Raw genomic sequence first — 23,857 nt, forward strand, 5'->3', positions numbered from 1 at the left:
ATGAGCCAAACTATAACCACTCTGATATATAAATTTAATATATCAATAGGAGTATTATAAAGATAATATTCCTATTATAAGTTTACTTTAGGGAGGAAAGTATGCTTGAAATAAAAATGGAAGCCACCATACGAAATATGGTGAAAGTTCCTGTCGTTCGAGGAAGTAAACCTGCTTCATTTGTGAGCTTTCATAATTTGTGTGACGCTAAAGAGCATGTGGCGCTTTTATATAGTGGAAATGACCCACAAAAAGTCCCTTTAGTTCGGCTGCACTCAGAGTGTCTCACAGGAGATATCTTCGGCTCTAAAATGTGTGACTGCGGAGCACAGCTGGATGAGTCATTAACTAGGATAGCCCAAGAAGGTGGAGTGCTTTTATACTTACGTCAAGAGGGACGGGGTATAGGACTTTACAACAAGCTTGATGCATATAAGCTACAGAAGGAAGGATTCGACACTTTCGCTGCTAATCGTTTGCTCGGCCATCCCAGTGATGCTAGGAATTACGCTGCAGCTGCACAAATGCTTTTAGCTCTAGGGTATAAAAAAATTAGACTATTATCTAACAATCCAGAAAAATCAAAGCAACTTTGTATCTATTCAGCCCAAAATAACTAAAAAAGTACTTGACAGTGTTTTTGGCTAAAAACGTCCAGATCTCATCGCCGCCCTGGCTTTTATCATATGTACTTACCAAGCGCACCATTTAGCCCCGCAGTCGTTACAGATCAGACGATATCACTCCCTGCGAGGATGAATGCTTAAAACCGCTTAGAACGCATCACAGAGCGAAAAATCCGATCTGAAAAAAGCGTGCGATAATAAGCCATCAAACAGCAGGATTCAGGTCTATCTCATGAAGATCAGTGATATTGATGTCGACGCGATCATAGCGAATGCAAGGCAGCAACTTAAAGATGATGCATCTATTTCTCCATCGTTACGATCAACGTTTGAGATACTCCTGTTAATCATTCCAATCCTGCTAGGACGCGTCAACACCAACAGTCGCAATAGCAGCAAACCCCCGTCTCAGGATCCTGATCGCGTTAAAAAAGAACGCGCTAAAAGTGATCGTAAACCCGGCGGCCAACAGGGGCGTATCGGGAAAACATTACAACCCGTGGATGATCCAGATGAGATCAACGTTGTTAAAATCGATCGTCGCACCTTGCCCAAGGGGAGCACTTACACGTTCGCTGGCTATGAGACTCGGCAGGTCTTTGATATCGATATCAGTCGTCTCGTCACAGAGTACCGTGCTGAAATCCTTGAAGATGAACAGGGTAATCGTGTCACCGCGCCCTTTCCAGAGGGTGTGAAATCGTCAGTTCAATATGGCCCTGTATTAAAGGCTCATGCGGTTTACTTATCCCTGTATCAGTTACTGCCGTATGATCGCGTGCGCGAGTACTTTGAAGATCAAGTCGGCATCCCATTAAGCGTCGGCTCTTTGTTCAACTTCAATAAAGAGGCCTTCGATAAGGCTGCAGGCTTTGAGGCTTGGGTCAAACACTATCTGATTCAATCTGACTTGGTTCATGCCGATGAAACCGGCATCAATATCGGCGGAAAACGCCACTGGCTTCACTGTGCATCCAATGAGTCACTCACCTGGCTGGCGCCTCATCAACAACGCGGTCATGATGCCATGGATGAGATCGGGATCTTGCCCCATTTTAATGGCGTCCTGTGTCATGATCACTGGAAACCTTATTATCGTTATACCGGTTGCCAGCATGCACTCTGCAATGCCCATCACTTGCGCGAACTTGAGCGTGCCTGGGAGCAGGATAAACAGGCGTGGGCACAGCGGATGCAGACATTGCTCTGTACGATGAATGATGCCGTCATCAATGCTGGTGGGTCTTTACCGGCCGATAAAGCAGAAGGTTGGCGTAAAGCGTACCGAGACTGCTTGAAGAAAGCCGATCTCGAATGCCCACCTCCCGATGAAGCAAAACGAGACGGTAAACGCGGTCGCCTTAAACGTACACCGGCGCGAAATTTACTTGAAAGGCTGAGGAGCTTCGAAGACGATGTGCTGCGGTTTTTAGAGGATCCCAATGTACCCTTTACCAACAACCAAGGTGAACGGGATATTCGGATGCTCAAGGTGCAACAGAAAATATCAGGGTGCTTCCGGTCGCTGGAAGGTGCTCATATCTTCTGTCGTGTCCGGAGTTATTTATCGACTGCACGCAAGCAAGGAGTCAGCGGCTCGCAGGCTATGGCATCACTTTTTAAAGGAGAGCTGTTACCTTTTATGAATGCTGCCGATGATAATAAATAAACCTGCTGGGTCTATAATGGCTGAATAGTTACGCAACTTTTAGAGTATGGAATTGAGATAGTAGAAGCCGTAAAGACTGGTGCTTTCGTGACAGAACATAATGCAGCGTATCTTCAAGCAAAATATAAGATTGCAAATCACGACTTTGATCCAAAACATATAAACTTAACGGATTAATAATCATATGCGTGATTAATTAGGTCTAAAAAGGAATTTTTATATGATTTATCATAAATCTCCAATAAGTGGTGTATCTGTTTTCTCCGATGAGTATGTATCAACTGCCGGATATGATAATCAGGTTATTCTCTGGGATGCCAAAACCGGTGATGCAATTGCACGAGGATGGCACGATCACCTTGCTAATCAATGCGCATTCAGTAAATGTGGGAAATTCTTAGTTAGTGCAGGAAGTGACTATTCCGCAAGAATATGGACAGTTCCTGAGATGAAGTTACATGCTGTTTGTAATGGGCATCAAGATGACGTGGAGATGGCTGAGTTCCACCCTACACACCCATTCGTTGCAACTTGCTCCAGGGATAAAGAAATCAGGATCTTTGATATTTACGGAACTCTATTGCGTAAAATTACTGGTCATTGTAATGATGTTATAGCTATTAGCTGGTTAGGAGACAGCATGCAATTGGCATCAAGTAGTGATGATGGAACTGTAAAAATATGGAACGCAGATAATGGTGATTTAATTAGAGATATAAATTTTGGAGGGATTGAAACAGATACGATTGCATTTAGCCCAAGCGGTGTGATATTCGCTGGAAATGATGCGGGCGAAATTATTTCCATTAATGGTGATGAGAATCTTTCAACTAATGCCCATGAAGCCGGAATTAAACGGATAGCATATTCTAAGGAATATGAGTTACTGGTTAGCTTAAGCTACGATAGAACCATAAAACTATGGAACGCAAGCGCTGATGGTATGCTAACTTTGATTAGTAGTACAGATATACCACCTGTAGTTTGGCCTCGTTCAGTATCTATAGCTGACCAAAATCGTCTAGTTTGTGGAACTTTCGGAACAAGCTACGCCACATACTACATAAATGAAGATAAATGGGATGCTAGTAGTGTAAAGCCCACATTCGGCATTAATAGTTTAGCAGAAATAAACGGCTCCATATATTCTGTAGGCGACGCTGGATTTGTATATAAGGACAAGGAAAAAATAGCTGCGTTTGGAAGCCTATGTAATTTTTTAGTTGCTGATGAAAATATTATCCTGACAGGTGGTCAGGCAGGAGAGATTTTATCTGTTAAAAACCAGGAAATGATACACCAACATAGATCTCCACTAAATTGTGGAACTTTCTATAAGCAAGATGAAAAACGGTTTTTTTTGATCGGAACCTATACTGGTGAAGTAATACTACTCGAAGCAATTGGAAACGATCGATTAGATTACCACAGCACTCATAAAATTCTTGACAATGCGATCAAAGGAATATGTGTCTTTGATGATTACTTGTTTGCGGTTGATGCAAATGGTGCAGCCGCAATCATTAGTATTAAAGATTTCGATAATATAAAATTAATAGAGTCCGCTCATAGGAAAATAGCTAACGGTTGTACAAGCGTAAATGGGATTGGTGTTGCGACCGTTAGTAGAGATATGTCCCTAAGACTTATTGACTCAGAAGGAAATATTGAAGAATTTCCATCTCCACACAGACATTCTATAAAATGTGTAGCAGCTTCTAAAGATGGCCATTATATCGTAACTGGAAGTTACCACGGGTCATGTGCTGTTTTTGACGTGCATGCACGACGTTGGTTGAATAAGAAACGCCTTACAACGGCTGGGATTTCATCACTAACCTATAGTAAGCATTTTCGTTGTTTTTTGGCTAGTTCATATGATGGTCAGGTATATCGATTAGAGATACCGAATTATTAACCTGGTAACAAAATACCGAGACTTGGGTAGATTTCACGGATGGAAAACATAGTTCTCAGAACTTTGTCTGCCGAGGCACGCAATGAGATCAGGCGGGCGACCGTACGCACGTACAAGAGAGACCACCAGAATAGTGACATTGCCGCGATGTCGGCAGCAGTGCTAAAAGTCCGTAAATCATCAGAATAGATTATTCTTCCGACCCACAGGGTCTTTCCTAGAAGATGATGAAACCGGAAAGGCGAGACGCCGGTACTGGTGCTGTCACAAACCAAGCGGGAGCGGGTCAATCTAATCTCATTGATCAGCAACCAGGGAAAGATCTGCTTCATGCTGTATCAGGATAGTTTTACCGCCGACGTGATGATCAAGCTCCGGAAGCGCCTGATATGATGCAAGGATAATATCTCTGAATAAATAATAGATATAATTATTAGCTTGGCTGTTAAATAGGTTAATTCATCTATTCGGGAATTAACGCCACCATCGTGTGGATGTACCGCTGCCTGAGAGAGCCAAGTCTACGAGCGAATCGGGGATTTTTCAGCCTAGTTCGCCCGCAGAGCGGCCTCACACAGATTATCGATATGATTCCGACAGGCTATGTATTTTCCAGCTAGATTAATATTTATGAATAGTTCAACAGTTTCATTTTTATAGTCTGCGCCTCTAAAAAATATGATTACTCAGCTCTGAGATAAAAATATGTATAATATATTTAATAGAAATAACCAAATTATATTATTTATAGGGTTTCTATATACATACGTTATAAATATACATCGTAATGCAAAGGTCGACTTCTCGGCGGATAGTAGTTTCAAAAAGGTATATTTTCCGAGCATTACAGAATATATCCTCATATTTCTTGTTAATATAACTGATACCATATTTCTGGCAAAAGCTGGACAAGGATACGTTAATTCTTTCGCAATATTTAATCTAGCAAACGTGATAGCAATTTTATCTTGCATGATCGTTGCCAACATATCCTGCGCTGACTTCTTTTGTTCTAAAGTTCACAAGGGCAAAAAGAGTAAGCAGTATATCTTTGGAAGATCGGTATTTATAACTCTAATTATTGGATTGTTTTTTTCTACCATATATATCATTCATGCCGAATGGATATTATCCACTGGAGGGATTGACGATTCTTCAATACAATTATCAACTATCTATTTCAAAATCCTCTCTATAAATATTTTATTTTTATCTTTACGTCAGGTTGCAAGGACTATCAACTCCATAATGAATATATCATTGATATCACTGATATCAGCACTAGGAGTTTTATTGGGAAATTTACTTATTAATACACTTGTCTTATTTATTTTAATCGACAACTTGTATTACTACGTTGTGGCTATATCTTTATCGACACTTTTATGTCAATCCATAGCCTCAATTTCTCAAATAGTAATTCTAGTTCGAAAGAGACATTTGGAGCTCGGATTTTTCACTTATTTTAATAAAGAAGATATAGAGAATATTTTGTCAGTATTAAGATCAGGCCTAATTTCGAGCCTTGAGGTTGCGTCGTATAATATTATGGCATTTTGCATTTTATCGTTTATAGCCAATATATCTCCGTCAGTTTATTATATAAGGAATGCCACAGCACCATTTTTTTTGATTATCACGGCCAATATGGTTTCATGGTCTATTTTAGCAAATGTTGAACTTAGTAAACTTATTAAGAATGGATATTACATTAAGGCTAATGAATTTTCTGATGCGGTCAGTAGAATTTCTGCCTTCTACAGTGCGATAGGGTTATTTTTTATGGCTCTAGTTATCTCTCCATTTTATCAATATTTATTAGATATAAATTATTCTTGGATCCTAATGGCAATTGTATTACCCCTTAGTCTTATAGAAATAATTCGCTGTTATAACTCAATCACCCTAACCATATTGAGATTGAATAATAATATAGGACGATCCACTATTTTATCATTATGCTCCTATGCATTTGTTATTGTATTAGTATTATCCATTAGAGAATTCGTGCCACGCTATTACTTTAATGACTGGATAGCTATCGGCTTAATTATTCTTTTGCTTATTGATGAGTTAAATAGAACCATCGTGAATAGATCGATAGCATATCAAAAGTATCCATTAGGAATTATCAAAACACCATCCGAGCTAGTGGAAAGCAGAAATTTAAGAAAAGAAGGAGTATATGATGTTAAAAAAAACTTACGTTGAAAATGAAGTAGTTGTACATATCTCTTATGAGATTGCTCCATATTCTAAGCATGGGGGACTTGGTGATGTTGTAGGTGCCTTGCCAAAATATATGGCAAAACAAGGGCAGCCTAATTTGGTAGTAACCCCATGGCATGGAAAAGAAATGAATGTCGATGAAGACAACCTAGAACTCCTGTTAGAGTTTACAGTACCATATAATGGAGTTTTTTATCCAGTTAAAGCTCTAGTTACTTCTAGCAGCCACTACCAAACTATTTTTATAAAAAATGATTATTTCTTCAATAGAGACGGAATATATCACGATGAAGATGGATTGCCTTATTCTGATTCGATTGCGATTGTAGCTTTTTTTGGTAAGGCCACATACACACTTATTGGTAAGTTAAAAATTAATTGCCATCATTTTTTATTACATGATTGGAATTCAACAGCAATATTGTTTTATGGAACACTTAAAAATAGCAAGGCACATTATGTAATCCATAACTATAGATTTCACGGTATTGTTAACAATGAAAATATAAAGCATCTTGAAGATACTGTTCAGACAGCACTTAAATTTACCTTTCAAAATGGAAGCCAGATATCTATCGGAGCATATGCCGTACTGCACTCCAATACGACGATAGCAGTAAGTGAGAGCTACAGACAAGAACTAATAGAAAATAGAGCGCTACTACACGGCAATATGGAAGTCTTTACGAAAATACCGGATAGCTCATTTATAGGAATTATTAATGGGATAGATACAGACATCTGGGCTCCAAAACTTCTTAATCACAATCAGATCCAAGATATAAATAGCATTGTTACACATAAACAAAAGAATAAACTTAAATTATATCAGAAATACAATCAGCTTGACATTAATAAGCCGTTATGTCTAATATTAAGCAGATTGGTTGAAGAGAAAGGAGTCTTTTATTTTTGTGAGAAAAATGGCACATTAAGTGAATTTCATCTTGCACAGCTTACTGAATTATTTCAACACACAAACGTAATTGCTTGTGGACTTGCAAGTGGTGAGAATAAATTAGAAGTAGAAAAAGGATTTTATGAAATAATGTCAAGATTTCATTGCAACTTTTTGTTTATTAACGCATATTCTGATAACTTGGCCCAGGATTTAATGTTAGCGTCAGATATATTTATTTTTCCAGCGTTAGTTGAACCATGTGGTCTCACTCAAATGTATGCAATGTCATATGGATCTATTCCAATCGTTAGCCCAGTGGGAGGTCTTAAAGACTCAGTAATTAGCGAAGAACGTTATCCTGGTAAAGGCACAGGATACGTTATGAAAGATACGTCTCTTAATGAAATTGTTAGGTTGGTAAAAGTAGCTGTTAATTCGCTCAATGATTCGAGGGGCTACTTTTCGTTAATAAGGCGCATAATTTCTACTGATTATTCATGGGAAAGAAGAGTCCGTCCGTACTTAGATTTAGTATCTAAGTAAATTTTATAAAAAATATTGACAAAGCACTCTAGATTATTTAAGGAGTAAATTTCATTTACTCAAATATATTATTTATCTATCATTATACTGATTCACAAGAAATAATTTTCTAGAAAACACTTGAATTAATGTTGCAAATCAAAAGGAAATTAGTTTATGAACGAAAAACAGATGACAATCAGAATAGAGATATTCGTACAAGACCCCGACTTTTCCACAGAATTCTATTCTCGTATATTAAGATTTAATAAAATAAAGGAGCATTCGTATCAAGGAGGTACCTACATCGCTATTACTAATGGAAAGGTGCATATTGGTATCTTGTCACAAACAGCGGTTCTGAAAGACTTTTCAGCAGAGTTTTCGATGGAACTACGGAGGCCACCAGTTGGTCCAGAAATAGTACTAGAAGTTGAAAATATAGAAGAATACTACAATTATGTCTGTAATTCAAAATACCCCATCGCTGGAGAACTTCAGGACCGCCCCTGGGGCGCTAGAGATTTCCGACTATATGATCCTGATGGGTATTATTTACGCTTGACATCTCGCTAAAACAATACATTAAAGGATCATAATTAAGTTACGGACATCAGTAAAGCAAGTTTGACGATACCATACGTCATTAATTTCACTGCATGGGTAGAGCTCTAGTTGAGAGGATGTTATGTTTTAAAAAAATTCCTTGGACATCAATGTTCGGCGAAAATCGAAGCTTGAGAGTAATCCTTTTTTCGGAAAGTGGAGGAGATAGCTCTAACGACATGAGATAAGGAGCTAATAACCACATGTGCACTAAAGTACCAGTCAGCGAGCTTATTCAACTTCCCATAACCTGGGTTCGTGGCGATGACGAAAGACTCAATACAGTTTTTAAATCACTGAAATCTGGCGCCGACATTAAGGAACCCATCCGATTACTGAACTGTGGTTGTGGAAAAACACACATGCTTGATGATGGTGGCCATAGAATAACCGCGGCATACAAGCTCTTTAAAAAAACAGGTCATGACGTGATGATTCCTGTCCATAAATTTGTTTCGAAATTTCAGTAGAATGATCGCATGATAAACGTTCGTCATATAATCGAAAACGATTTCAACGAGATAACAAAAATACTAAATTACTATATTCTTAATAGTGATGCTCGTTATTTTGAGTCGGAGCCTGTATCACTAATCAATAGAAGTACATGGCTTCATACATTCAGTCAAGAAACACCGTATCAAATGCTTGTAGCGATAAATAATAATGAAATATCAGGATTTTGCTGCTCACAAAGATATAGGCCTGAGGCTGCATATAACAAGACAGTTGAAGTCAGTGTATATACTTCACCCAAGTCAACGTCAGCCGGGATTGGAACAGCTCTGTATCATGAGTTATTTGCATCTCTAGAGCCTTTTTCTCTTCACAGAGCAATTGCAGGTATAGCTCTACCTAATAATGCTTCTATTGCCTTGCACCGCAAATTCAACTTCAAAGAAGTCGGTATATTTGATGAGTACGGAATGAAAAATGGGAAATACATTAGTGCTATTTGGTTACAAAAACAACTGTAATTTATTGCGCCTAGCAAGAGGCTAAAATCGTTCATTTTATTTACTGGGACGGCGTGCTGCCAGCCCTTAACTCATTATAAATAATACATCGAGGAAAACGTGAATATCAGGCTGGCAACACCCAAGGATGAAACAGAAATTATGAACCTGGCTGACAGCCTCTCACCCTCCATAATTAGCGCATCATCTGACGATGGATCTCACTTTACTACTCTTCTTAAAGCTGATAGTCATCGTATTTGGGTCGTAAGCGTTCATTTCAGGACGTCATAGACTTACTTCACATCCCTTAGCTGCCGAAGCAAGCCTGGTGACACCTTGTATTGCTTCATGCCCTCACCCAGCACAATGACGCTTTTACGGTTGATCTTGGTGACGATTCCAGCCACGGGTCCACTATGACCGTCGAACATGACTGTCATCCCAACTCGCAATTGGCTCAACACCTGTAGTGTTTCCTGATTCTGAAGCTCATCTATGCGTTTACAGATGTACTGATTCAGTTCCAGTAATTGATCAATGCTCATGTCTTCAATGCGCATAGACGATGGTCTCCGGCTGTTTATTCAGTCGATCAGGGTGGCATGGGCTGATCAGGGAAGGTAGCGGGGTGTCGGCGAATCGGGTTTTCCAGAGTCGAGGGGTCAAGTCTGCTACTTTATTTGCTGGATGCCGACTGATCCGTTGCAGCACATCCACCAGATAGGTGTAGGGGTTGATGCCATGCAGTTTACAGGTAGTGATCAAGCTCTGAATGATGCCTAAGTGTTCAGCCCCGAGCTCAGTCCAGCAGAACATCCAGTTTTTCTTGCCCATTGGAATGGGCCGCAAGGCCCGTTCCAGATGGTTGGTATCTGGCTGAACATCTGGATCTTCCAGGAATACCTTCAGGCTCGCTTCGCGACTGAGTACATAGTTCAGCGCTTTGGTCAGTGGATCACTGGGCAGTAAGCCACCGCTTTTCAACAGATCCCTGCACCACTGGAAGAAGTCATTGACGACCGGCTTTGAGTGTTCAAGTCGGTACTGGCGTTTCTTCTCGCTCGTCAGCCCTTGGGTTTTGATGGCCTCTTCATGCTGGTATAGCAGCGCTATCTGTTGCAAGGCTTCTGTGGCCTTCTCTGGATGATCCTTTTGGGCTTCGATAAAGTAACGGCGACTATGTACCCAGCACTGAGCGTGAGTCATGCCTTTTTGGGACTCAGCATAGTGAGCATAAGCTGCATAACCATCACTGATCAGGATACCGGTGAACAGCTTGTTCAGAACCTGCTCAATATGCAATCGACCTCGACTGTTCGAATAGGTAAACACCACTTCGTCAGCATCACCATACAGCGGCCAGAACCAACCCGTTTTCATCTTGCCTTTTTGCAGACCTGGACGGCTCTGATGGCCAGCCTTGATCGGTGTTTCATCCATCGCTAACACCCGGCTGCGCAATACATTATCAGTCTGGGCATCGACAATGGGTCTCAGCAAGTCGATGGATCGTTTAACTAAGTTGGTCAGGGTTCCACGGCTCAGGGTAACGCCAGCTTGTTGGATACGCTGATGCTGTCGATACAGCGGCAGATGGAACTGGAACTTGTCCACCAGTAGCCCTGCCAACAGGCTGACATCGGCCAGGCTATTATCCAACACGTTGAAGGGAGCTGGTGTCGTCACCGGCTTCTCAGTCCCTTTGCGCCGGTACACTGGACGCTGCAGTTTAAGCACCACATAGCTGGAGACACGCTGAGCCAATCTGTAGGTCGTTTTGTTGCCGATGACTTCATACTGATTGGCGTCCGGCCCAGTCAGTTCAGGCGGTAACTGTTCGATCACTTCCACCGGTACATCGGCGGTAAAACGCAGGCCCGTGTCGTTCAGGCAGTCGTCGCCCCGTTGTTTCTTACCGGTGCCACGCTGATAGGCCTGAATCGTACGTTGCTCACCCTCGACAGGCGGCTTAGGTAGTCGCACTTCGGCTGATTGGAACAGGCTGTCCTGTTCAGGCAAGTCGTACACCTGCTTCTCGGATTTGGGACCGAACAGTTGCTTCTTAAACCAGTCCAACTGCCGCTGCATGATCTGAAGTTGTTCGCGTAATAACACATTCTCCTCAGCCAGAGCCGAGCAAGAAGGCGTGTTGGAATGGGGAGTAGAAGCTATTGAATTCATGGCCAATATTATACCGCAAGCCCTCCCTCTATGCGCCCCGGAAACGCTTGAACTGACGGTATTTCTGTACCTCAATGCCATCAATCAGCAGCTGTAGATCCGTCAGTGTCAGAGTCCGCTGACCCGAGGCGGTTGGGGATATCCGGAATTGCCCCTGCTCTAAGCGCTTGGCCCATAAACAGTAGCCAGTGGGCGTGAAGTACAGCATTTTCATCTGGGTCTTGCGACGATTAATGAACACAAAGTACTGGCCGTTCAGTGGATCCAGCTTCAACAGGTTCCGGACCAGTGCACTCAGCCCCCGAAAGGATTTGCGCATGTCTGTGGGCTCAGTGCATAGCCAGATTTTGGCCTGACTGTCGAGCCCGATCATCCGTTCTGGCTCAGCCGCAATTCGACGCCATTGCCGAGACTCAAGACGATGTTCCAGTCCGATCCAGATGACGGCGACTTGCTCATCAACGACGACAGATCCAGGAAGCCTGTTTCGTCGGAATTGATAGCGTCATCAACCGGACTCTCCGATAAACGCTTCCGCCAGTTGCAGAAACTGGCATAGCCGATATTCTGCTGTTTACAGAATTGGGTGGCTGACAGACCGCTGTCACGCTGCTGGTCTATAAGGGCTTGCCATTGTTCTGGGGTGCGATGCTTTTTCATAAGCGTAACCTCGTGTTGGAAAATATAAGGTTACTGTAGGGTCAAATTCACCAGGGCGACAGAACGCCTTGGAATGAACGCTTACTTTGGGTCGCAGAAGTTGAGGGCGTGATTATTGGCTGGATTCATGCGTTCGTAGCCCTACGAGTCGGAGCAGCACCTTTCATAGAAATAGGCGGCCTGGTTGTTAATGAGGCCTATCGGCGTACGAACGTTGGGAGCAGGTTAGTTCAAGAGTCTGCTGCATGGGCTAAAGCTGAGCAAATGGCGCTTCGCGTGCGATGCAACTCAATAAGGGAACCGACACACCACTTCTATCAAGCCCTTGGCTTTAAACTGCTGAAGCAGCAACATGTATTTGAGTTCAATTTATAACAATACACATCTGTACGCTGCCGCTGGCCACCATTGAGGTTTTCTGATCCGGCCCAGAATTGTCGGGCTTACACCTGGATGACGTCATTTAATGCTGCTGTGTCCACCTCCCCCTGAAGGTGGTGTCGCTAGCAGATGTCTTGTCGGCAAACAAACAATATATAAATTGCGCCGCTGCTTTATGACACCGCACTGTACGCTGCAAACAGCACTCAGGGATATATACTCTACTTCGGACTGTTCTACTCAACCGCACTGATCCTCCTCGGCCTCAGCAAACACGCTCAACTACGCTATGGAGGCTCCGCTTTCATACTGCTGACTGCTGCAGTCATCGGATACTCCAGTTGGATGTTTTTTGCCGGCGCGATAGCCTATATTGCTCTGACGGCCTGGATGCTGGAGCAGGCTTTACCCACAGTCTTACGCTGGATACATTATGCGCTATGGTTTCTGGCCAGTGTGGCGCTGGTCGTCCATGCCATGCCAGGTTACGAAGGCTTATTGGCTGCTGAGCAGGTGGTACTCAAACCCGGTAGCGCTGCAACCAATCTCTATTTCAATCACGACAAAGTACTGGTCGCCTGGTTATTGCTCAACTTCATCCCCATGTTTCGGCAAAGCGCCCCACCCCGGCCACTAAAGCTCCTCTGGATGATGCCCTTGGCCATAATGCTGGGCATAACTGCAGCTCTGACCTTGGCTGTCAGCCATTATCAATCGCTCGCAGAACATGTACTACACTCTCCAGGCATGGCGAATGTACATACCACCCCAGGTTGACAATGATACTAATAATGATACCATTTAATGTATGGCAAAAATTCAAGATATCCTCAGCCAGATGCGTGAGAATCCCCAAAGCATCAGATTTAACGACTTGTGCAAAGTCTGTGATGCCTATTTTGGAGAGCCTCGCCAATCTGGTTCGAGCCATCGAGTTTATCGAACCCCATGGAAAGGAGATCCGAGGGTCAATATCCAGAATGCCAAGGGTATGTCTAAAGCCTATCAAGTGAAGCAGGTGCTTCAGGCTGTTGAACGGTTGGAGGTGCAAAGTGGCAAAAGATATTGATCGTTATACCTATAGAGTCACCTGGTCAGAAGAAGATCAGGAACATGTCGGACTGTGTGCCGAGTTTCCAAGCCTGAGTTGGCTGGCTGAGGATCCAGAGCTTGCACTGAAAGGCATTCGCCAATTGGTTCATGATTGCACTGAGGATATGCGCCAGAACAACGAAACAGTTCCAGAGCCTCTAGCGTCAAAGCAATTCAGCGGTAAGTTTATGGTTCGCGTTCCACCTGAAACTCATCGCTTGCTGGCGATTGAAGCCGCAGAATCGGGTGTCAGCTTAAATCGGCTTATCTCCAGCAAACTTCATCGACCGCGCATGTAACCGACTAGGAGGCTGTGCTTGTTTCTCCTCTGAAACACCAACACAGCCCTACAAAAAAATCCCAGCCACTATCAAATACCGCAACAGCTTACCGATAAAAATGGCGATCACACTGGGTGCAAAACGCACCCCGACCCAGCCGGCAACAAAACACAGTGGATCGCCGACAATCGGTAGCCAGGCCATCAGCAGCGCTACGGCACCATAGCGCTCGATCCAGCGGTGGGCGCGTTGGTGTTCGGGCTTATCCAACACCTTCAGTGGGTAGTAACGGCGCAGCATCACGCCCATGCCGAAGGTCACCAGGCTACCCAGCACATTACCGAGTGTCGCGCTGGCGATCATCCAGCCAACGGGATGCTCACCCTGATGTACGTACCAGGCCAGCAGCGCTTCGGAACCGCCCGGCAGTAGCGTGGCGGAGATAAATGCGCTGGCAAACAGAGCCCAGAGTGCAGTCTCCATCAGGCATTTCCCATCAAACTGCGCCCATCAAGCAGGCTCGACCCAAGTGTGATTGGCATCGATATGTTCCGCGATCAACTCCAGGAAGGGCTCACCGTAGAGCTCCAGCTTGCGCTCACCCACACCACTGAGGCGCCGCAGTTGCACCTCATTCTGTGGGCGATAGATCACCATTTCCATCAGTGTCGCGTCATGGAAGATCACATAAGGCGGTACATCCTGCTCCTGTGCGAGTGTTTTACGCAGGGTACGCAGATCTTCCCAGAGCTGCTGTTCCGCCAAATCCAGATTCCTCGCCACGGCAGAGGGGCGCTCCTTGCGCACGGCCGATGATTTGGCAGCAGCAGGCTTGAGGTCACGGCGCAGCTCCAGCGTTTCCTCGCCGCGCAGCAGATCACGGCAGGCATCGTTCAGATGCAGCACACCATGCCCATCGGCATCCACATTCAGATAGCCGCGCGCCACCAGTTGCCGGAAAACCGAGCGCCACTGGTTACGATCCAGCTCTTTGCCGATCCCCCAGGTGGACAGTTTGTCGTGTCCCCAGGATTGGATCTTGTCAGTTTTCTGTCCCAGCAGGATATCGACCACGTGATTGACACCAAAGCGCTGGCCGCTGCGAAACACTGCTGAGAGTGCTTTGCGCGCCGCTTCGGTGCCATCCCAGACCGGCACCGGGTCCAGACAGGTATCACAGTTGCCACAAGGAGGATGATCCGCCTCACCGAAATAGGTCAGCAGCGCCTGACGACGACAACTGGTGATCTCGCACAACCCGAGCATCGCTTCCAGCTTCTGTCGTTCAACCTGCTTGAAGATATCCTCAGCCTGAGAGTTTTCCAGCATCTGGCGCAACAGCAGAACGTCCTGCAACCCGTAGACCATCCAGGCCGTGGCGGGTTGGCCGTCACGCCCGGCACGGCCGGTTTCCTGATAATAGGCCTCGATCGAACGCGGCAAGTCCAGATGGGCAACAAAGCGCACATTGGGTTTGTCGATCCCCATGCCGAATGCGATGGTCGCCACCATGATCATCGACTCTTCTGTCAGAAAGCGATGTTGATTGTGTGCACGCAATTCAGATGAGAGGCCGGCATGATAAGGTAGCGCGGTCAGCCCCCGTTCACACAGCCAGGCGGCGGTTTCCTCGACACGTTTGCGCGACATGCAGTAGACAATACCCGCCTCCTGCTCATATTCACTGCGGATAAAGCGCAGCAGCTGATCGCGCGCGCGCTCCTTGAGACCGATGCGATAGCGGATATTGGGGCGATCAAAGCCCTGAATAAAGCGTCGGGCGTCGGTCAGGTCCAGGCGATCAATGATCTCCTGACGGGTCCGGGCATCTGCTGTGGCGGTCAGTGCGATACGCGGCACTTGAGGGAACATCTCACGCAGACAGTTCAGCTGCAGATATTCAGGGCGGAAATCATGCCCCCACTGCGACACACAGTGAGCTTCATCAATAGCAAACAGCGCGATTCTGGCTCGTTTGAGCAAACCCAGTGTGCGCGGCTGCATCAACCGTTCGGGAGCAATATAGAGCAGGTCCAGCTCACCCGACAGCAGGTTTTGCTCGGTCCACTGCAACTGCTCCTGTGTCTGAGAGGAGTTCAGACAACCGGCTTTTATACCGAGCTGTGACAGGGCCGTCACCTGATCCTGCATCAGCGCGATCAACGGTGATATCACGATACCCGTGCCTTCACGTACCAGCGCCGGTAACTGGTAGCAGAGCGATTTGCCACCACCGGTCGGCATCACGACCAGCACATCCTGTCCATCAAGTACCGTCTGAACCACCTCATCCTGAGGTGGACGGAACTGATCAAAGCCGAACACTTCGGCCAGTACCTGTTTAGCTTTATCTGTCATGCGGGAAACTATCCGAGACCTCTGCACTGCCGGGATTGAATGCCCGAGCCCTGTAATGAAAATCAGGTGCGACTGCATTGAGGGGTCTGTAAAGTGAGCAATTGGGCAGGATTTTAGCACAGCCGTCGCTTAAAAGGGGCACGCAACCGGCCACTTGAGCTGTAAACAGGATGCACAAGTGCCCAGTAAAGCGTAGAATGGCGGCTCAAAGAATCATGGGATATTGTAAAATGAGCGCTGACACCACCGGGCTGATCACAGAAGCCGAACTCGACCAGCTTGAAGCCTTTTTGTTTTCATCTGCCGTATCGGAAGATGCACTGGATCTGATCGGTGCACATGGTCTGCTTTGCGCGGTCAACATCAGTCCCGTCAAGATACCCGAACAGGAGTGGGTCGACCTGCTGTTCGAAAGCGAACCAAAATGGGAATCAGATGCACAGAAAGCCGACGTTATGGCGCTGCTCCGCAAACTGAACCACACCATTGCGGCCGATCTCTACAGTGATGAAGAGATACTACTACCTTGCGATCTGACGCTGGATGTTGATGAAGAGGAAGGCGTTGCTGAGCTGACTATCTGGGCGCAGTCCTTTATGGAAGGTGTATTCCTGCGCGAAGAGGAGTGGTTTGGTGACGATGAAGAGACCATTGCCGGCTTGCTGCTGCCGATCATGGTGTCATCTGATCTGTTTGATGATCCTGAAATCATCGAAGTGCGCCAGGATCGTTCCCTGAGTGAAGAGATGGCGGAACAGATTCCTGATGTTCTGGTGGATCTGTACCTGCACTACCATTCACCGGAGAAGTAATTCCGCTTATCTGACTAACTGACTGACTGTGCCCTGCCTGAACCAGCCAGGGCGCGGTCCTATCTGAGATAAACTCGCTAAGTTTCAGCTCAGCATTCAACTCAACATTCAACTCAACACGTCGCTGGCATCTATCAATAAGTGACGCGTGTGGCAGTACCGCTGCCCAGTACACGAACCCGCTGACCAGCACCGAACATCATGCCATCATCCAGTTCCTGCACCACCGAGATGGTTGTGCCTGTGTCCAGACGTACGGTCAGCTCCTGACCCTGACGACGTGACACCGCCTCTTCCACTCGCTGACCCGCAATACCACCTGCTACTGCCCCGATGACCGTGGCAAGCGTTCTGCCGCTGCCTCCACCGACATTACTACCGGCCACACCACCGATGACTGCACCGGTACCTGCGCCGACAATACCATCTGTGCGACCTTCAATCACAACCGGCGTGACCGATTCAATTGTGCCATAACGTACCGTCTGGGTCTGGCGTGCCTCGCCCCGGCTGTAACTGGTACCTGTCAGAGAAGATTGAGCACAACCGGCCAGTATCCCTGCACTGAGCACTAGAACCAGTGCTGTTGCATATTTTTTCATCCTTATAACCTCCTGATGACAGAATCATTCTGTCTTACTCACTATCTTAGTTACCAATTCAGCAACTATATTTTTCACTACTGACACCATGGTACTGCCAGCTACCTGTATGAAAGATTAACATTCCCAGTCACTGATGTTGTCCATATAGACGCGCATACAGGCCCTTCTGTTCAATCAGATCATAATGACTGCCCTGCTCGCTGATCTGACCATCCTCAAACACATAGACATGATCAGCCTGCCTCACTGCGCTCAGTCGGTGCGCCACAATAATTGTCGTGCGACCTGCCAGAAAATGGTTAAGCGCCTGGTGCAGTGCAAATTCCGTTTCGGTATCCAGTGCTGAAGTGGCTTCGTCCAGAATCACCACTTTCGGATCTGCCAGAACCATTCTCGCTATCGCAAGACGCTGTCGTTGACCACCTGATAATCGAATACCCTGTCGTCCGACCACCGTATCAAGTCCATTGGACAACTCATCTGTGATAAAAGTTTTAAGCTGCGACACTTCAAGTGCCTGCCACAGAACCTCATCCTCAATCTGCTCACCCATTGTCAGATTGTCCCGAATCGTGCCATTGAACAGTGCCGGCTGCTGCAGCACGGTGGCGACATTATCCCGCACCGTCGGCAGGCCTATCTGACTCACCGGCACGCCATCAAAGCGCACCTCCCCCTGTGAGGCTGGGTAGAGCCCCAGCAACACCTGTACCAGGGTTGATTTACCACCACCGCTAGCCCCGACCAAGGCGATCTTCTGTCCGGCCTCAATATTCAGTGTAATACCGCGCAGTACCTCCTGCCCTTCTATATAGCTGAAGTGGATATTATCCAGCTCGACACTCACAGTACGCTTGCCTTGGAAAGGATCGATACGTGCTTCCCAGGAGGGTTCGAGCTTCAGCGCCATCAGACGATTGACTCGCAACAGCGCCGCTTTAGCGCCAAACCAGGCGTACTGAATGCCCAACACCTCCTGCACCGGTGCCATCATGAACCAGAGGTAGCCAAACACCGCAATCATCTGACCGACACTGAGATCCGAAAACACCACCATCAGCATCGACAGTGAGCGAAACAGATCGAACCCGACCAGAAACACCATAAAGCTGAAGCGGTTGGCCGCATCCGACTGCCACTCGAATCGGCTGGAGTGATCACGAACGCCGGATGCCTGATCCACAAGTCGTTTCAGGTAGTGCCGCTCACGGTTACTGGCACGGATCTGCTGGATCGCATCCAGCGTTTCGGTCAAAGCCGACTGAAACAGTTCATAGGCGCTATTCTCTTTGCGCTTGAGCTCCTTGACATATTTACCCATGGTCATGGTGAAAAAGATCACCGCGGGATTCAGTACCAGAATGAACAGCGCCAGTTGCCAATGCATCAATAAAAGGATAACTGCGGCCCCGACAATCATCAGACAGGAGATCAACAGACGACTGATCGAGCTGCCGACAAAACGATCGATGGTGTCCAGATCCGTGACAAAATGCGAGGCGACATTACCACTGCCAAGTGTTTCGTACTCCGCCATGGATATTCGGCCCAGCCGCTGCAAAAGACGTTCTCGCATGCGGTAGATCACATCCTTGGAGATAATCGTGAATTGCCTGGCCTGCAATACAGTCAGCACCAGCGAAATCAAGCGCAGCGCTACCGTGAGGACAAGCACGGCAAATACATAGAGTACCGGCCCGTGCCAGCTCTCGGGAAAGAACCGGTCAATACTGCTCACTATCCATCCGGGTTGATCCAGCAGTACCTCATCAACCAACAGCGGCATCAGCAACGGCAAGGGAACAGAAGCCAGCGCCGCCAGAAAGGCAATCACATTTGCCTGCACCAACTGTCGCCGATGCTCCAGAGCCACCTGCCAGATGTATTGCCAGGTAAAACTCGTTTCTTCCCTCTTTTTCACTCAAGACTCCCTGATTACAAAGCGTGTCGAATCACATACGCCAAACCGAATCAATCAGATGCCTGTCACTGCAGCAGGTTTTATGATCTCAGACTCGACGTCTGCATGGAATCAAGGTAGTTTATGCCCTTCCAATCGCATCCACCAAAGAAAAGACCGCTCAATGGACAGCCTGACACTGAAACCGCTTGTACACGCTAATGGGGAAGTTCAGCTTCCCGGCTCCAAAAGCCTCTCCAACCGTATCCTGCTGTTGGCTGCGCTGGCACAGGGCGAAACCCGCATCACCAATCTGCTAGACAGTGATGATATTCGCCATATGTTGAACGCGCTGTCCAGTCTGGGCATTCGCTATGAACTGGCGGCAGATCGTCGCAGCTGCGTAGTACATGGTGCGGGTAAGGCTCTGTCATCCACTAAGGCACATGAGCTGTTCCTCGGCAATGCCGGCACGGCAATGCGCCCACTGTGTGCTGCGCTGTGTCTGGGCGAAGGCGAGTTCACCCTGACTGGCGAGCCACGCATGTATGAAAGGCCGATTCGTGATCTGGTTGATTCACTCAGGCCTTTGGGTGCCGATATCACCTATCTGAAAGATGAAGGCTTCCCTCCCCTTCGTATCAAAGCCAATGGCCTTCAAGGTGGCAAGGTCAGTGTACGCGGCAATATCTCCAGCCAGTTTCTGACCGCACTGCTGATGGCAGCACCTCTGGCACAGGACGATCTGATACTGGAGGTTGAGGGTGAGCTGGTATCCAAACCCTATATCGATATCACCCTGCATGCGATGCGCCTGTTCGGTGTCGAGGTGGATAACCAGCAGTATCAGCGCTTTGTGGTCAAAGGCCAGCAACAGTACCGCTCGCCGGGCGAGGTGATGGTTGAGGGTGATGCCTCTTCGGCTTCCTACTTCCTCGCGGCAGCAGCGATTGCCGGCGGCACGGTGCGTGTCTATGGTGTGGGTGCCGACAGTGTTCAGGGTGACAAGGCGTTTGCCGAAGTACTGGACAAGATGGGCGCTCAGGTGACCTATGGCCCGACCTGGATCGAAGTGACCCGTGGCGACTCCTTGAAAGGGGTGGATCTGGATCTTAACCACATCCCTGATGCTGCCATGACGATCGCCACCACCGCCCTGTTTGCCGAAGGCCCCACCGCCATCCGTAATATCTACAACTGGCGGGTAAAGGAAACCGACCGATTGAGCGCCATGGCGACCGAGTTACGCAAAGTGGGTGCCACTGTAGTTGAGGGCGAGGATTACATCGAAGTCACCCCACCGACACAACTGCAGAGTGCCGCCATCGATACCTATGATGATCATCGCATGGCGATGTGTTTTTCACTCGCTGCCTTCGGTGATGTACCAATCACGATCAACGACCCGGGCTGCACCAGCAAGACTTTTCCAGAGTATTTTGATCTGTTTGGGAAGATCACAACGATAAGGTAGACAAGGCTTACATAGAAGGTGTAAGCCAATCAATTCTGACACGTCGAAAGAGGCAGGGATATGCCAAAGCTACAAGAATATCAGGCATTCGTCAGTATTTATGAAAACCGGAGTATCACGAAAGCAGGAAGGCAGCTCAACCTTTCTGCTTCCTCCATCAGCAAGAAACTGTCGAAGCTGGAGGATGAACTGAGTGTCCAACTAGTGGATCGCAGCACACACAACCTGTCGATCACGCCACTGGGAGAGCGTTTTTATCTGCGCTGCAAAAGCATATTGGACGCTGTTACCGAGAATGAGATCCTGATCCGGGAAGAGAACCAGATCACGGCTGGCAGGATCAGAATTGCCCTGCCGGAAATGCTGGTCACGGAAACACTGCTCAGTGCGATCCGATCTTTCGGGGATCAATATCCCGATGTACGCTTTGAACTGAATGTATCCAATGAGATGCAGGACCTAATCGCCTCGGATATCGATTTCTGTTTTCGCTCCGGTCCGCTTGAGGGCTCACAGCTGATAGGGATACCACTGTTTGCGATCCAGCATATTTTCTGTGCCACACCGGATTTTCTGCGACGGTATCCGCTAACCGACTCTTACGAATCTCTGCTTGAAAACAGACAACTGATCGTACCAACCTTCGTAAATCTATCGCTGATTACAAAGCACTTTTTTCCAGATACCAATATCCGGGCGCAGCAGATCGTCAGCAGTCATAGCACTAACCAACTTAGCGCGATCGTATCGATGACTCTGGCTGGCCTTGGTGCGTCCATCCTACCGCGTATTTATATAAAGCCACTACTGGATGACGGCAGACTTGTGCAACTCTACCCGGACTACACATCACCGACTATGGATATCAGCCTGATCTATCACAAGAAACTCACGATGACTAAATTGATGACACTGTTTAAGTCCTTTATACGGGACTGGGCACAACATCAACCACGGGTACTATGAGCACATCCAGCAATCAGAATATTATTCTTGATAAGAAAGTTACGTATCTCGCACAGCGCATCGAAGGTCGGCATCATCTCGACCACATCCTGAATATACCCATCTGGTCTGATAAAGAGATAACAAGGGCCGATGATTCCATGGAAACGCTTCAGCACTTCCCGCGACTCGGAAAAGAAGTAAGAGGATCTGTATGAATAATTATGTGAAGATGGGTGTGGAGAGCAGTTGCCATCTTCTAAGCAGACATGCAAAAAATTGACGTGTCTCTGCATAAACTGTGGAATATCAGGTGGTGCACCCTCAACACCATATCCGACAACCAAAAACTTATCTGAGCCGAGAAGCTCATACAACCCCACAGGTTTACCGAGGTTGATCAGAGTCAGGTTGCCAATACGACTTCCGCGGCGCACTTTGACATCTGCAAACCAGCGCATCCGGCCCTCGCAATAATCATGCCCCAGGCCTGAAAAGTTCATCACCTGGGCCTTGTTGACCGGTTTTAGACGCCCCAGCAAAGGAATCATTCGGTCTCTGATCAGTGACTTGACCGGGTGGGAAGATGTGAAAAAACGATGCAACTGATCTGTTTGCTTCAGCACTTTGGCTGCTATTGATCGTCGCTCCTGCTGATAGCTTTGAAAGAGAACCTCTTCCGAATGTCCCTTACATACCAGAGACAACTTCCATGCGAGATTGAACGCATCCTGAATACCCAGATTAATCCCATGTCCGCAAATCGGACTATGTATATGGCAGGCATTTCCTGCCAGTAACACTCGGCCTTTGAAGTAGTCATCCGCTATTCGTTCAGCCAGTGAGGCTTCAGAAATCCAGTGAATATCGTGAAAACGCAAATGCGCCTGATTCACTTGCTGTAATCGATGCTTAAGAAGTGTCTCCAGATCCTCGCGGGTGTCAGCATTAGCCTCCCCACCAATAGCTACGACAACCCGATGCAGGCCACCAGGCAGCGGAAACAGCATGATATAGCCTTTCGCCGTCAGATACGTATGCCCCTGCTCCAGATCTTCGACTGCTGCCCCCCCAGTCCTGTCAAGCACACCATCACATACCAGAAAGCGATTATCATCGGTTTTTCCGACAAACGGAGTGCCTATCAGTGCACGAACGTGGCTGTTCTTACCATCACAACCAACCAAATATAGATAGGACTCCTGACTGACTCGCCCGAGATGACTGAGTTCTGCACAAACACTGCACTCATTCTGCTTTAGCGTCTGCAATTCAGTTTGGTACCTTAGATTGCCTCCCAGAGCCAGAAAGCGGAGCTCAAGCAGCCGCTCCAGACGATGTTGCGGGTAGCTGAAAATGCAGGGATCACCATGAGAATTTAGATGATTGAAGTCATAATTGAGAATGGGCCGTTTCTCTGAATAGATGGTCATCTGATCCACTTGGCTGGCATCAGATCGTAGCCAGCTACCCAGACCCAGAATATCCAGTAGCTCTACCGTGCGAGGATGCAGACTGAAGGCGCTGGATTGCTGTAGGCGTTGCTGATGCCTCTCTATTATGCTGCAACTGATACCATAGGTCCGCAGCAGGCAACCCAGTGCTAAACCGACTGGCCCGGCACCAACAATTAAAACCTCCCTCCCCTCTGTCACTTCAGGCACTCGCTGCTATTTACCTGCCCATTTCCTCTCACCAAAACTCTGAATGACATGCTCTACATCCTTGGTGATTTGAA

The 23,857-nt window shown here is 46.9% G+C and carries 24 protein-coding genes; 15 read left to right on the top strand and 9 right to left on the bottom strand.

Going from position 1 to position 23,857, the window contains the following annotated elements; genetic code table 11:
• Positions 1–101 precede the first annotated feature (101 nt).
• From ribA to ACK3CJ_RS14505, 8 genes are all read left to right on the top strand, one after another.
• The gene (gene ribA / locus ACK3CJ_RS14470) at positions 102–620 is read left to right on the top strand and encodes a GTP cyclohydrolase II RibA (RefSeq protein WP_409522925.1); all 519 of its coding nucleotides are present in this window, start codon (positions 102–104) and stop codon (positions 618–620) included.
• Positions 621–858: 238 nt separating this feature from the next.
• On the top strand, positions 859–2,295 hold the full coding sequence (gene tnpC, locus ACK3CJ_RS14475; RefSeq protein ID WP_409522926.1) for an IS66 family transposase: 1,437 nt from the start codon (positions 859–861) through the stop codon (positions 2,293–2,295).
• Between the two features lie 220 nt (positions 2,296–2,515).
• The gene (locus ACK3CJ_RS14480; protein ID WP_409522927.1) at positions 2,516–4,213 is read left to right on the top strand and encodes a WD40 repeat domain-containing protein; all 1,698 of its coding nucleotides are present in this window, start codon (positions 2,516–2,518) and stop codon (positions 4,211–4,213) included.
• A gap of 705 nt (positions 4,214–4,918) precedes the next feature.
• A complete protein-coding gene (locus tag ACK3CJ_RS14485) occupies positions 4,919–6,424 on the top strand; it encodes an MATE family efflux transporter (protein ID WP_409522928.1) in 1,506 nt (501 codons plus the stop codon).
• A complete protein-coding gene (locus tag ACK3CJ_RS14490; protein ID WP_409522929.1) occupies positions 6,402–7,886 on the top strand; it encodes a glycogen synthase in 1,485 nt (494 codons plus the stop codon). The genes ACK3CJ_RS14485 and ACK3CJ_RS14490 overlap by 23 nt, the downstream gene beginning before the upstream one ends.
• Before the next feature lie 156 nt (positions 7,887–8,042).
• Complete coding sequence (locus tag ACK3CJ_RS14495; RefSeq protein WP_409522930.1) at positions 8,043–8,441, top strand: VOC family protein; 399 nt, start codon at positions 8,043–8,045, stop codon at positions 8,439–8,441.
• Between the two features lie 233 nt (positions 8,442–8,674).
• Positions 8,675–8,941, top strand: a complete 267-nt coding sequence (locus tag ACK3CJ_RS14500) for a hypothetical protein (protein WP_409522931.1) — start codon at positions 8,675–8,677, stop codon at positions 8,939–8,941.
• A gap of 9 nt (positions 8,942–8,950) precedes the next feature.
• Positions 8,951–9,448: a GNAT family N-acetyltransferase gene (locus tag ACK3CJ_RS14505; RefSeq protein WP_409522932.1), complete on the top strand. Its 498-nt coding sequence runs from the start codon at positions 8,951–8,953 to the stop codon at positions 9,446–9,448.
• A 275-nt stretch (positions 9,449–9,723) separates the two neighbouring features.
• Here ACK3CJ_RS14505 and ACK3CJ_RS14510 read toward each other — a convergent pair whose 3' ends face one another.
• Genes ACK3CJ_RS14510 through tnpA form a run of 4 tightly spaced genes read right to left on the bottom strand, consistent with a single transcriptional unit; the run spans position 9,724 to position 12,271 of the window.
• On the bottom strand, positions 9,724–9,990 hold the full coding sequence (locus ACK3CJ_RS14510) for a hypothetical protein (RefSeq protein ID WP_409522933.1): 267 nt from the start codon (positions 9,988–9,990) through the stop codon (positions 9,724–9,726).
• Positions 9,980–11,611, bottom strand: coding sequence for an IS66 family transposase (gene tnpC / locus ACK3CJ_RS14515; protein WP_409522934.1), 1,632 nt, complete (start codon positions 11,609–11,611; stop codon positions 9,980–9,982). The genes ACK3CJ_RS14510 and tnpC (ACK3CJ_RS14515) overlap by 11 nt, the downstream gene beginning before the upstream one ends.
• A gap of 28 nt (positions 11,612–11,639) precedes the next feature.
• Positions 11,640–11,930, bottom strand: a complete 291-nt coding sequence (tnpB, locus tag ACK3CJ_RS14520) for an IS66 family insertion sequence element accessory protein TnpB (RefSeq protein WP_409522935.1) — start codon at positions 11,928–11,930, stop codon at positions 11,640–11,642.
• Between the two features lie 50 nt (positions 11,931–11,980).
• On the bottom strand, positions 11,981–12,271 hold the full coding sequence (gene tnpA / locus ACK3CJ_RS14525; RefSeq protein WP_409522936.1) for an IS66 family insertion sequence element accessory protein TnpA: 291 nt from the start codon (positions 12,269–12,271) through the stop codon (positions 11,981–11,983).
• A gap of 108 nt (positions 12,272–12,379) precedes the next feature.
• Between tnpA and ACK3CJ_RS14530 the strand changes: the two genes are divergently transcribed.
• From ACK3CJ_RS14530 to ACK3CJ_RS14545, 4 genes are all read left to right on the top strand, one after another.
• Positions 12,380–12,646 carry a GNAT family N-acetyltransferase gene (locus ACK3CJ_RS14530; protein WP_409522937.1) on the top strand — a complete coding sequence of 89 codons (267 nt, stop codon included), beginning with the start codon at positions 12,380–12,382 and terminating at the stop codon, positions 12,644–12,646.
• A gap of 351 nt (positions 12,647–12,997) precedes the next feature.
• The gene (locus tag ACK3CJ_RS14535) at positions 12,998–13,429 is read left to right on the top strand and encodes a hypothetical protein (RefSeq protein ID WP_409522938.1); all 432 of its coding nucleotides are present in this window, start codon (positions 12,998–13,000) and stop codon (positions 13,427–13,429) included.
• Between the two features lie 31 nt (positions 13,430–13,460).
• The gene (locus ACK3CJ_RS14540; protein ID WP_409522939.1) at positions 13,461–13,721 is read left to right on the top strand and encodes a toxin HicA; all 261 of its coding nucleotides are present in this window, start codon (positions 13,461–13,463) and stop codon (positions 13,719–13,721) included.
• Positions 13,705–14,043: a type II toxin-antitoxin system HicB family antitoxin gene (locus ACK3CJ_RS14545; RefSeq protein WP_409522940.1), complete on the top strand. Its 339-nt coding sequence runs from the start codon at positions 13,705–13,707 to the stop codon at positions 14,041–14,043. The genes ACK3CJ_RS14540 and ACK3CJ_RS14545 overlap by 17 nt, the downstream gene beginning before the upstream one ends.
• A 48-nt stretch (positions 14,044–14,091) precedes the next feature.
• On the opposite strand, the gene ACK3CJ_RS14550 is transcribed toward ACK3CJ_RS14545, so the two are convergent.
• Both ACK3CJ_RS14550 and recQ read right to left on the bottom strand, forming a co-directional pair.
• The gene (locus tag ACK3CJ_RS14550) at positions 14,092–14,508 is read right to left on the bottom strand and encodes a YqaA family protein (RefSeq protein WP_151705548.1); all 417 of its coding nucleotides are present in this window, start codon (positions 14,506–14,508) and stop codon (positions 14,092–14,094) included.
• A 27-nt stretch (positions 14,509–14,535) separates the two neighbouring features.
• A complete protein-coding gene (gene recQ / locus ACK3CJ_RS14555) occupies positions 14,536–16,383 on the bottom strand; it encodes a DNA helicase RecQ (protein WP_409522941.1) in 1,848 nt (615 codons plus the stop codon).
• 230 nt (positions 16,384–16,613) lie between these two features.
• On the opposite strand from recQ, the gene ACK3CJ_RS14560 reads away from it, so the two are divergent.
• A complete protein-coding gene (locus ACK3CJ_RS14560) occupies positions 16,614–17,195 on the top strand; it encodes a YecA family protein (RefSeq protein WP_409522942.1) in 582 nt (193 codons plus the stop codon).
• A gap of 134 nt (positions 17,196–17,329) precedes the next feature.
• Here ACK3CJ_RS14560 and ACK3CJ_RS14565 read toward each other — a convergent pair whose 3' ends face one another.
• Together ACK3CJ_RS14565 and ACK3CJ_RS14570 are read right to left on the bottom strand one after the other, a co-directional pair.
• The gene (locus tag ACK3CJ_RS14565; RefSeq protein ID WP_409522943.1) at positions 17,330–17,797 is read right to left on the bottom strand and encodes a glycine zipper 2TM domain-containing protein; all 468 of its coding nucleotides are present in this window, start codon (positions 17,795–17,797) and stop codon (positions 17,330–17,332) included.
• Between the two features lie 130 nt (positions 17,798–17,927).
• Positions 17,928–19,721: an ABC transporter ATP-binding protein gene (locus ACK3CJ_RS14570; RefSeq protein WP_409522944.1), complete on the bottom strand. Its 1,794-nt coding sequence runs from the start codon at positions 19,719–19,721 to the stop codon at positions 17,928–17,930.
• A 163-nt stretch (positions 19,722–19,884) separates the two neighbouring features.
• On the opposite strand from ACK3CJ_RS14570, the gene aroA reads away from it, so the two are divergent.
• Positions 19,885–21,174 carry a 3-phosphoshikimate 1-carboxyvinyltransferase gene (gene aroA / locus ACK3CJ_RS14575; RefSeq protein ID WP_409522945.1) on the top strand — a complete coding sequence of 430 codons (1,290 nt, stop codon included), beginning with the start codon at positions 19,885–19,887 and terminating at the stop codon, positions 21,172–21,174.
• A 60-nt stretch (positions 21,175–21,234) separates the two neighbouring features.
• Positions 21,235–22,140 (top strand): LysR family transcriptional regulator, encoded by a 906-nt coding sequence (locus ACK3CJ_RS14580; RefSeq protein WP_409522946.1) that lies wholly within the window; start codon positions 21,235–21,237, stop codon positions 22,138–22,140.
• Here ACK3CJ_RS14580 and ACK3CJ_RS14585 read toward each other — a convergent pair.
• Positions 22,122–23,783 (bottom strand): FAD-dependent monooxygenase, encoded by a 1,662-nt coding sequence (locus ACK3CJ_RS14585; RefSeq protein ID WP_409522947.1) that lies wholly within the window; start codon positions 23,781–23,783, stop codon positions 22,122–22,124. The two genes, ACK3CJ_RS14580 and ACK3CJ_RS14585, sit on opposite strands and share 19 nt — an antisense overlap.
• Positions 23,784–23,857 lie beyond the last annotated feature (74 nt).

Origin of the sequence: Nitrincola salilacus, from assembly GCF_046271865.1 — a bacterium.
Classification (GTDB): Bacteria; Pseudomonadota; Gammaproteobacteria; order Pseudomonadales; family Balneatricaceae; genus Nitrincola; species Nitrincola salilacus.

Excerpts from the sequence above, each read along its gene's own strand:
- ribA (WP_409522925.1), top strand. The coding sequence starts at position 102 with ATGCTTGAAATAAAAATGGAAGCCACCATACGAAATATGGTGAAAGTT.
- tnpC (WP_409522926.1), top strand. The coding sequence starts at position 859 with ATGAAGATCAGTGATATTGATGTCGACGCGATCATAGCGAATGCAAGG.
- ACK3CJ_RS14480 (WP_409522927.1), top strand. The coding sequence starts at position 2,516 with ATGATTTATCATAAATCTCCAATAAGTGGTGTATCTGTTTTCTCCGAT.
- ACK3CJ_RS14485 (WP_409522928.1), top strand. The coding sequence starts at position 4,919 with ATGTATAATATATTTAATAGAAATAACCAAATTATATTATTTATAGGG.
- ACK3CJ_RS14490 (WP_409522929.1), top strand. The coding sequence starts at position 6,402 with ATGTTAAAAAAAACTTACGTTGAAAATGAAGTAGTTGTACATATCTCT.
- ACK3CJ_RS14495 (WP_409522930.1), top strand. The coding sequence starts at position 8,043 with ATGAACGAAAAACAGATGACAATCAGAATAGAGATATTCGTACAAGAC.
- ACK3CJ_RS14500 (WP_409522931.1), top strand. The coding sequence starts at position 8,675 with ATGTGCACTAAAGTACCAGTCAGCGAGCTTATTCAACTTCCCATAACC.
- ACK3CJ_RS14505 (WP_409522932.1), top strand. The coding sequence starts at position 8,951 with ATGATAAACGTTCGTCATATAATCGAAAACGATTTCAACGAGATAACA.
- ACK3CJ_RS14510 (WP_409522933.1), bottom strand. The coding sequence starts at position 9,990 with ATGCGCATTGAAGACATGAGCATTGATCAATTACTGGAACTGAATCAG.
- tnpC (WP_409522934.1), bottom strand. The coding sequence starts at position 11,611 with ATGAATTCAATAGCTTCTACTCCCCATTCCAACACGCCTTCTTGCTCG.
- tnpB (WP_409522935.1), bottom strand. The coding sequence starts at position 11,930 with ATGCGCAAATCCTTTCGGGGGCTGAGTGCACTGGTCCGGAACCTGTTG.
- tnpA (WP_409522936.1), bottom strand. The coding sequence starts at position 12,271 with ATGAAAAAGCATCGCACCCCAGAACAATGGCAAGCCCTTATAGACCAG.
- ACK3CJ_RS14535 (WP_409522938.1), top strand. The coding sequence starts at position 12,998 with ATGTTTTTTGCCGGCGCGATAGCCTATATTGCTCTGACGGCCTGGATG.
- ACK3CJ_RS14540 (WP_409522939.1), top strand. The coding sequence starts at position 13,461 with ATGGCAAAAATTCAAGATATCCTCAGCCAGATGCGTGAGAATCCCCAA.
- ACK3CJ_RS14550 (WP_151705548.1), bottom strand. The coding sequence starts at position 14,508 with ATGGAGACTGCACTCTGGGCTCTGTTTGCCAGCGCATTTATCTCCGCC.
- recQ (WP_409522941.1), bottom strand. The coding sequence starts at position 16,383 with ATGACAGATAAAGCTAAACAGGTACTGGCCGAAGTGTTCGGCTTTGAT.
- ACK3CJ_RS14560 (WP_409522942.1), top strand. The coding sequence starts at position 16,614 with ATGAGCGCTGACACCACCGGGCTGATCACAGAAGCCGAACTCGACCAG.
- ACK3CJ_RS14565 (WP_409522943.1), bottom strand. The coding sequence starts at position 17,797 with ATGAAAAAATATGCAACAGCACTGGTTCTAGTGCTCAGTGCAGGGATA.
- aroA (WP_409522945.1), top strand. The coding sequence starts at position 19,885 with ATGGACAGCCTGACACTGAAACCGCTTGTACACGCTAATGGGGAAGTT.
- ACK3CJ_RS14580 (WP_409522946.1), top strand. The coding sequence starts at position 21,235 with ATGCCAAAGCTACAAGAATATCAGGCATTCGTCAGTATTTATGAAAAC.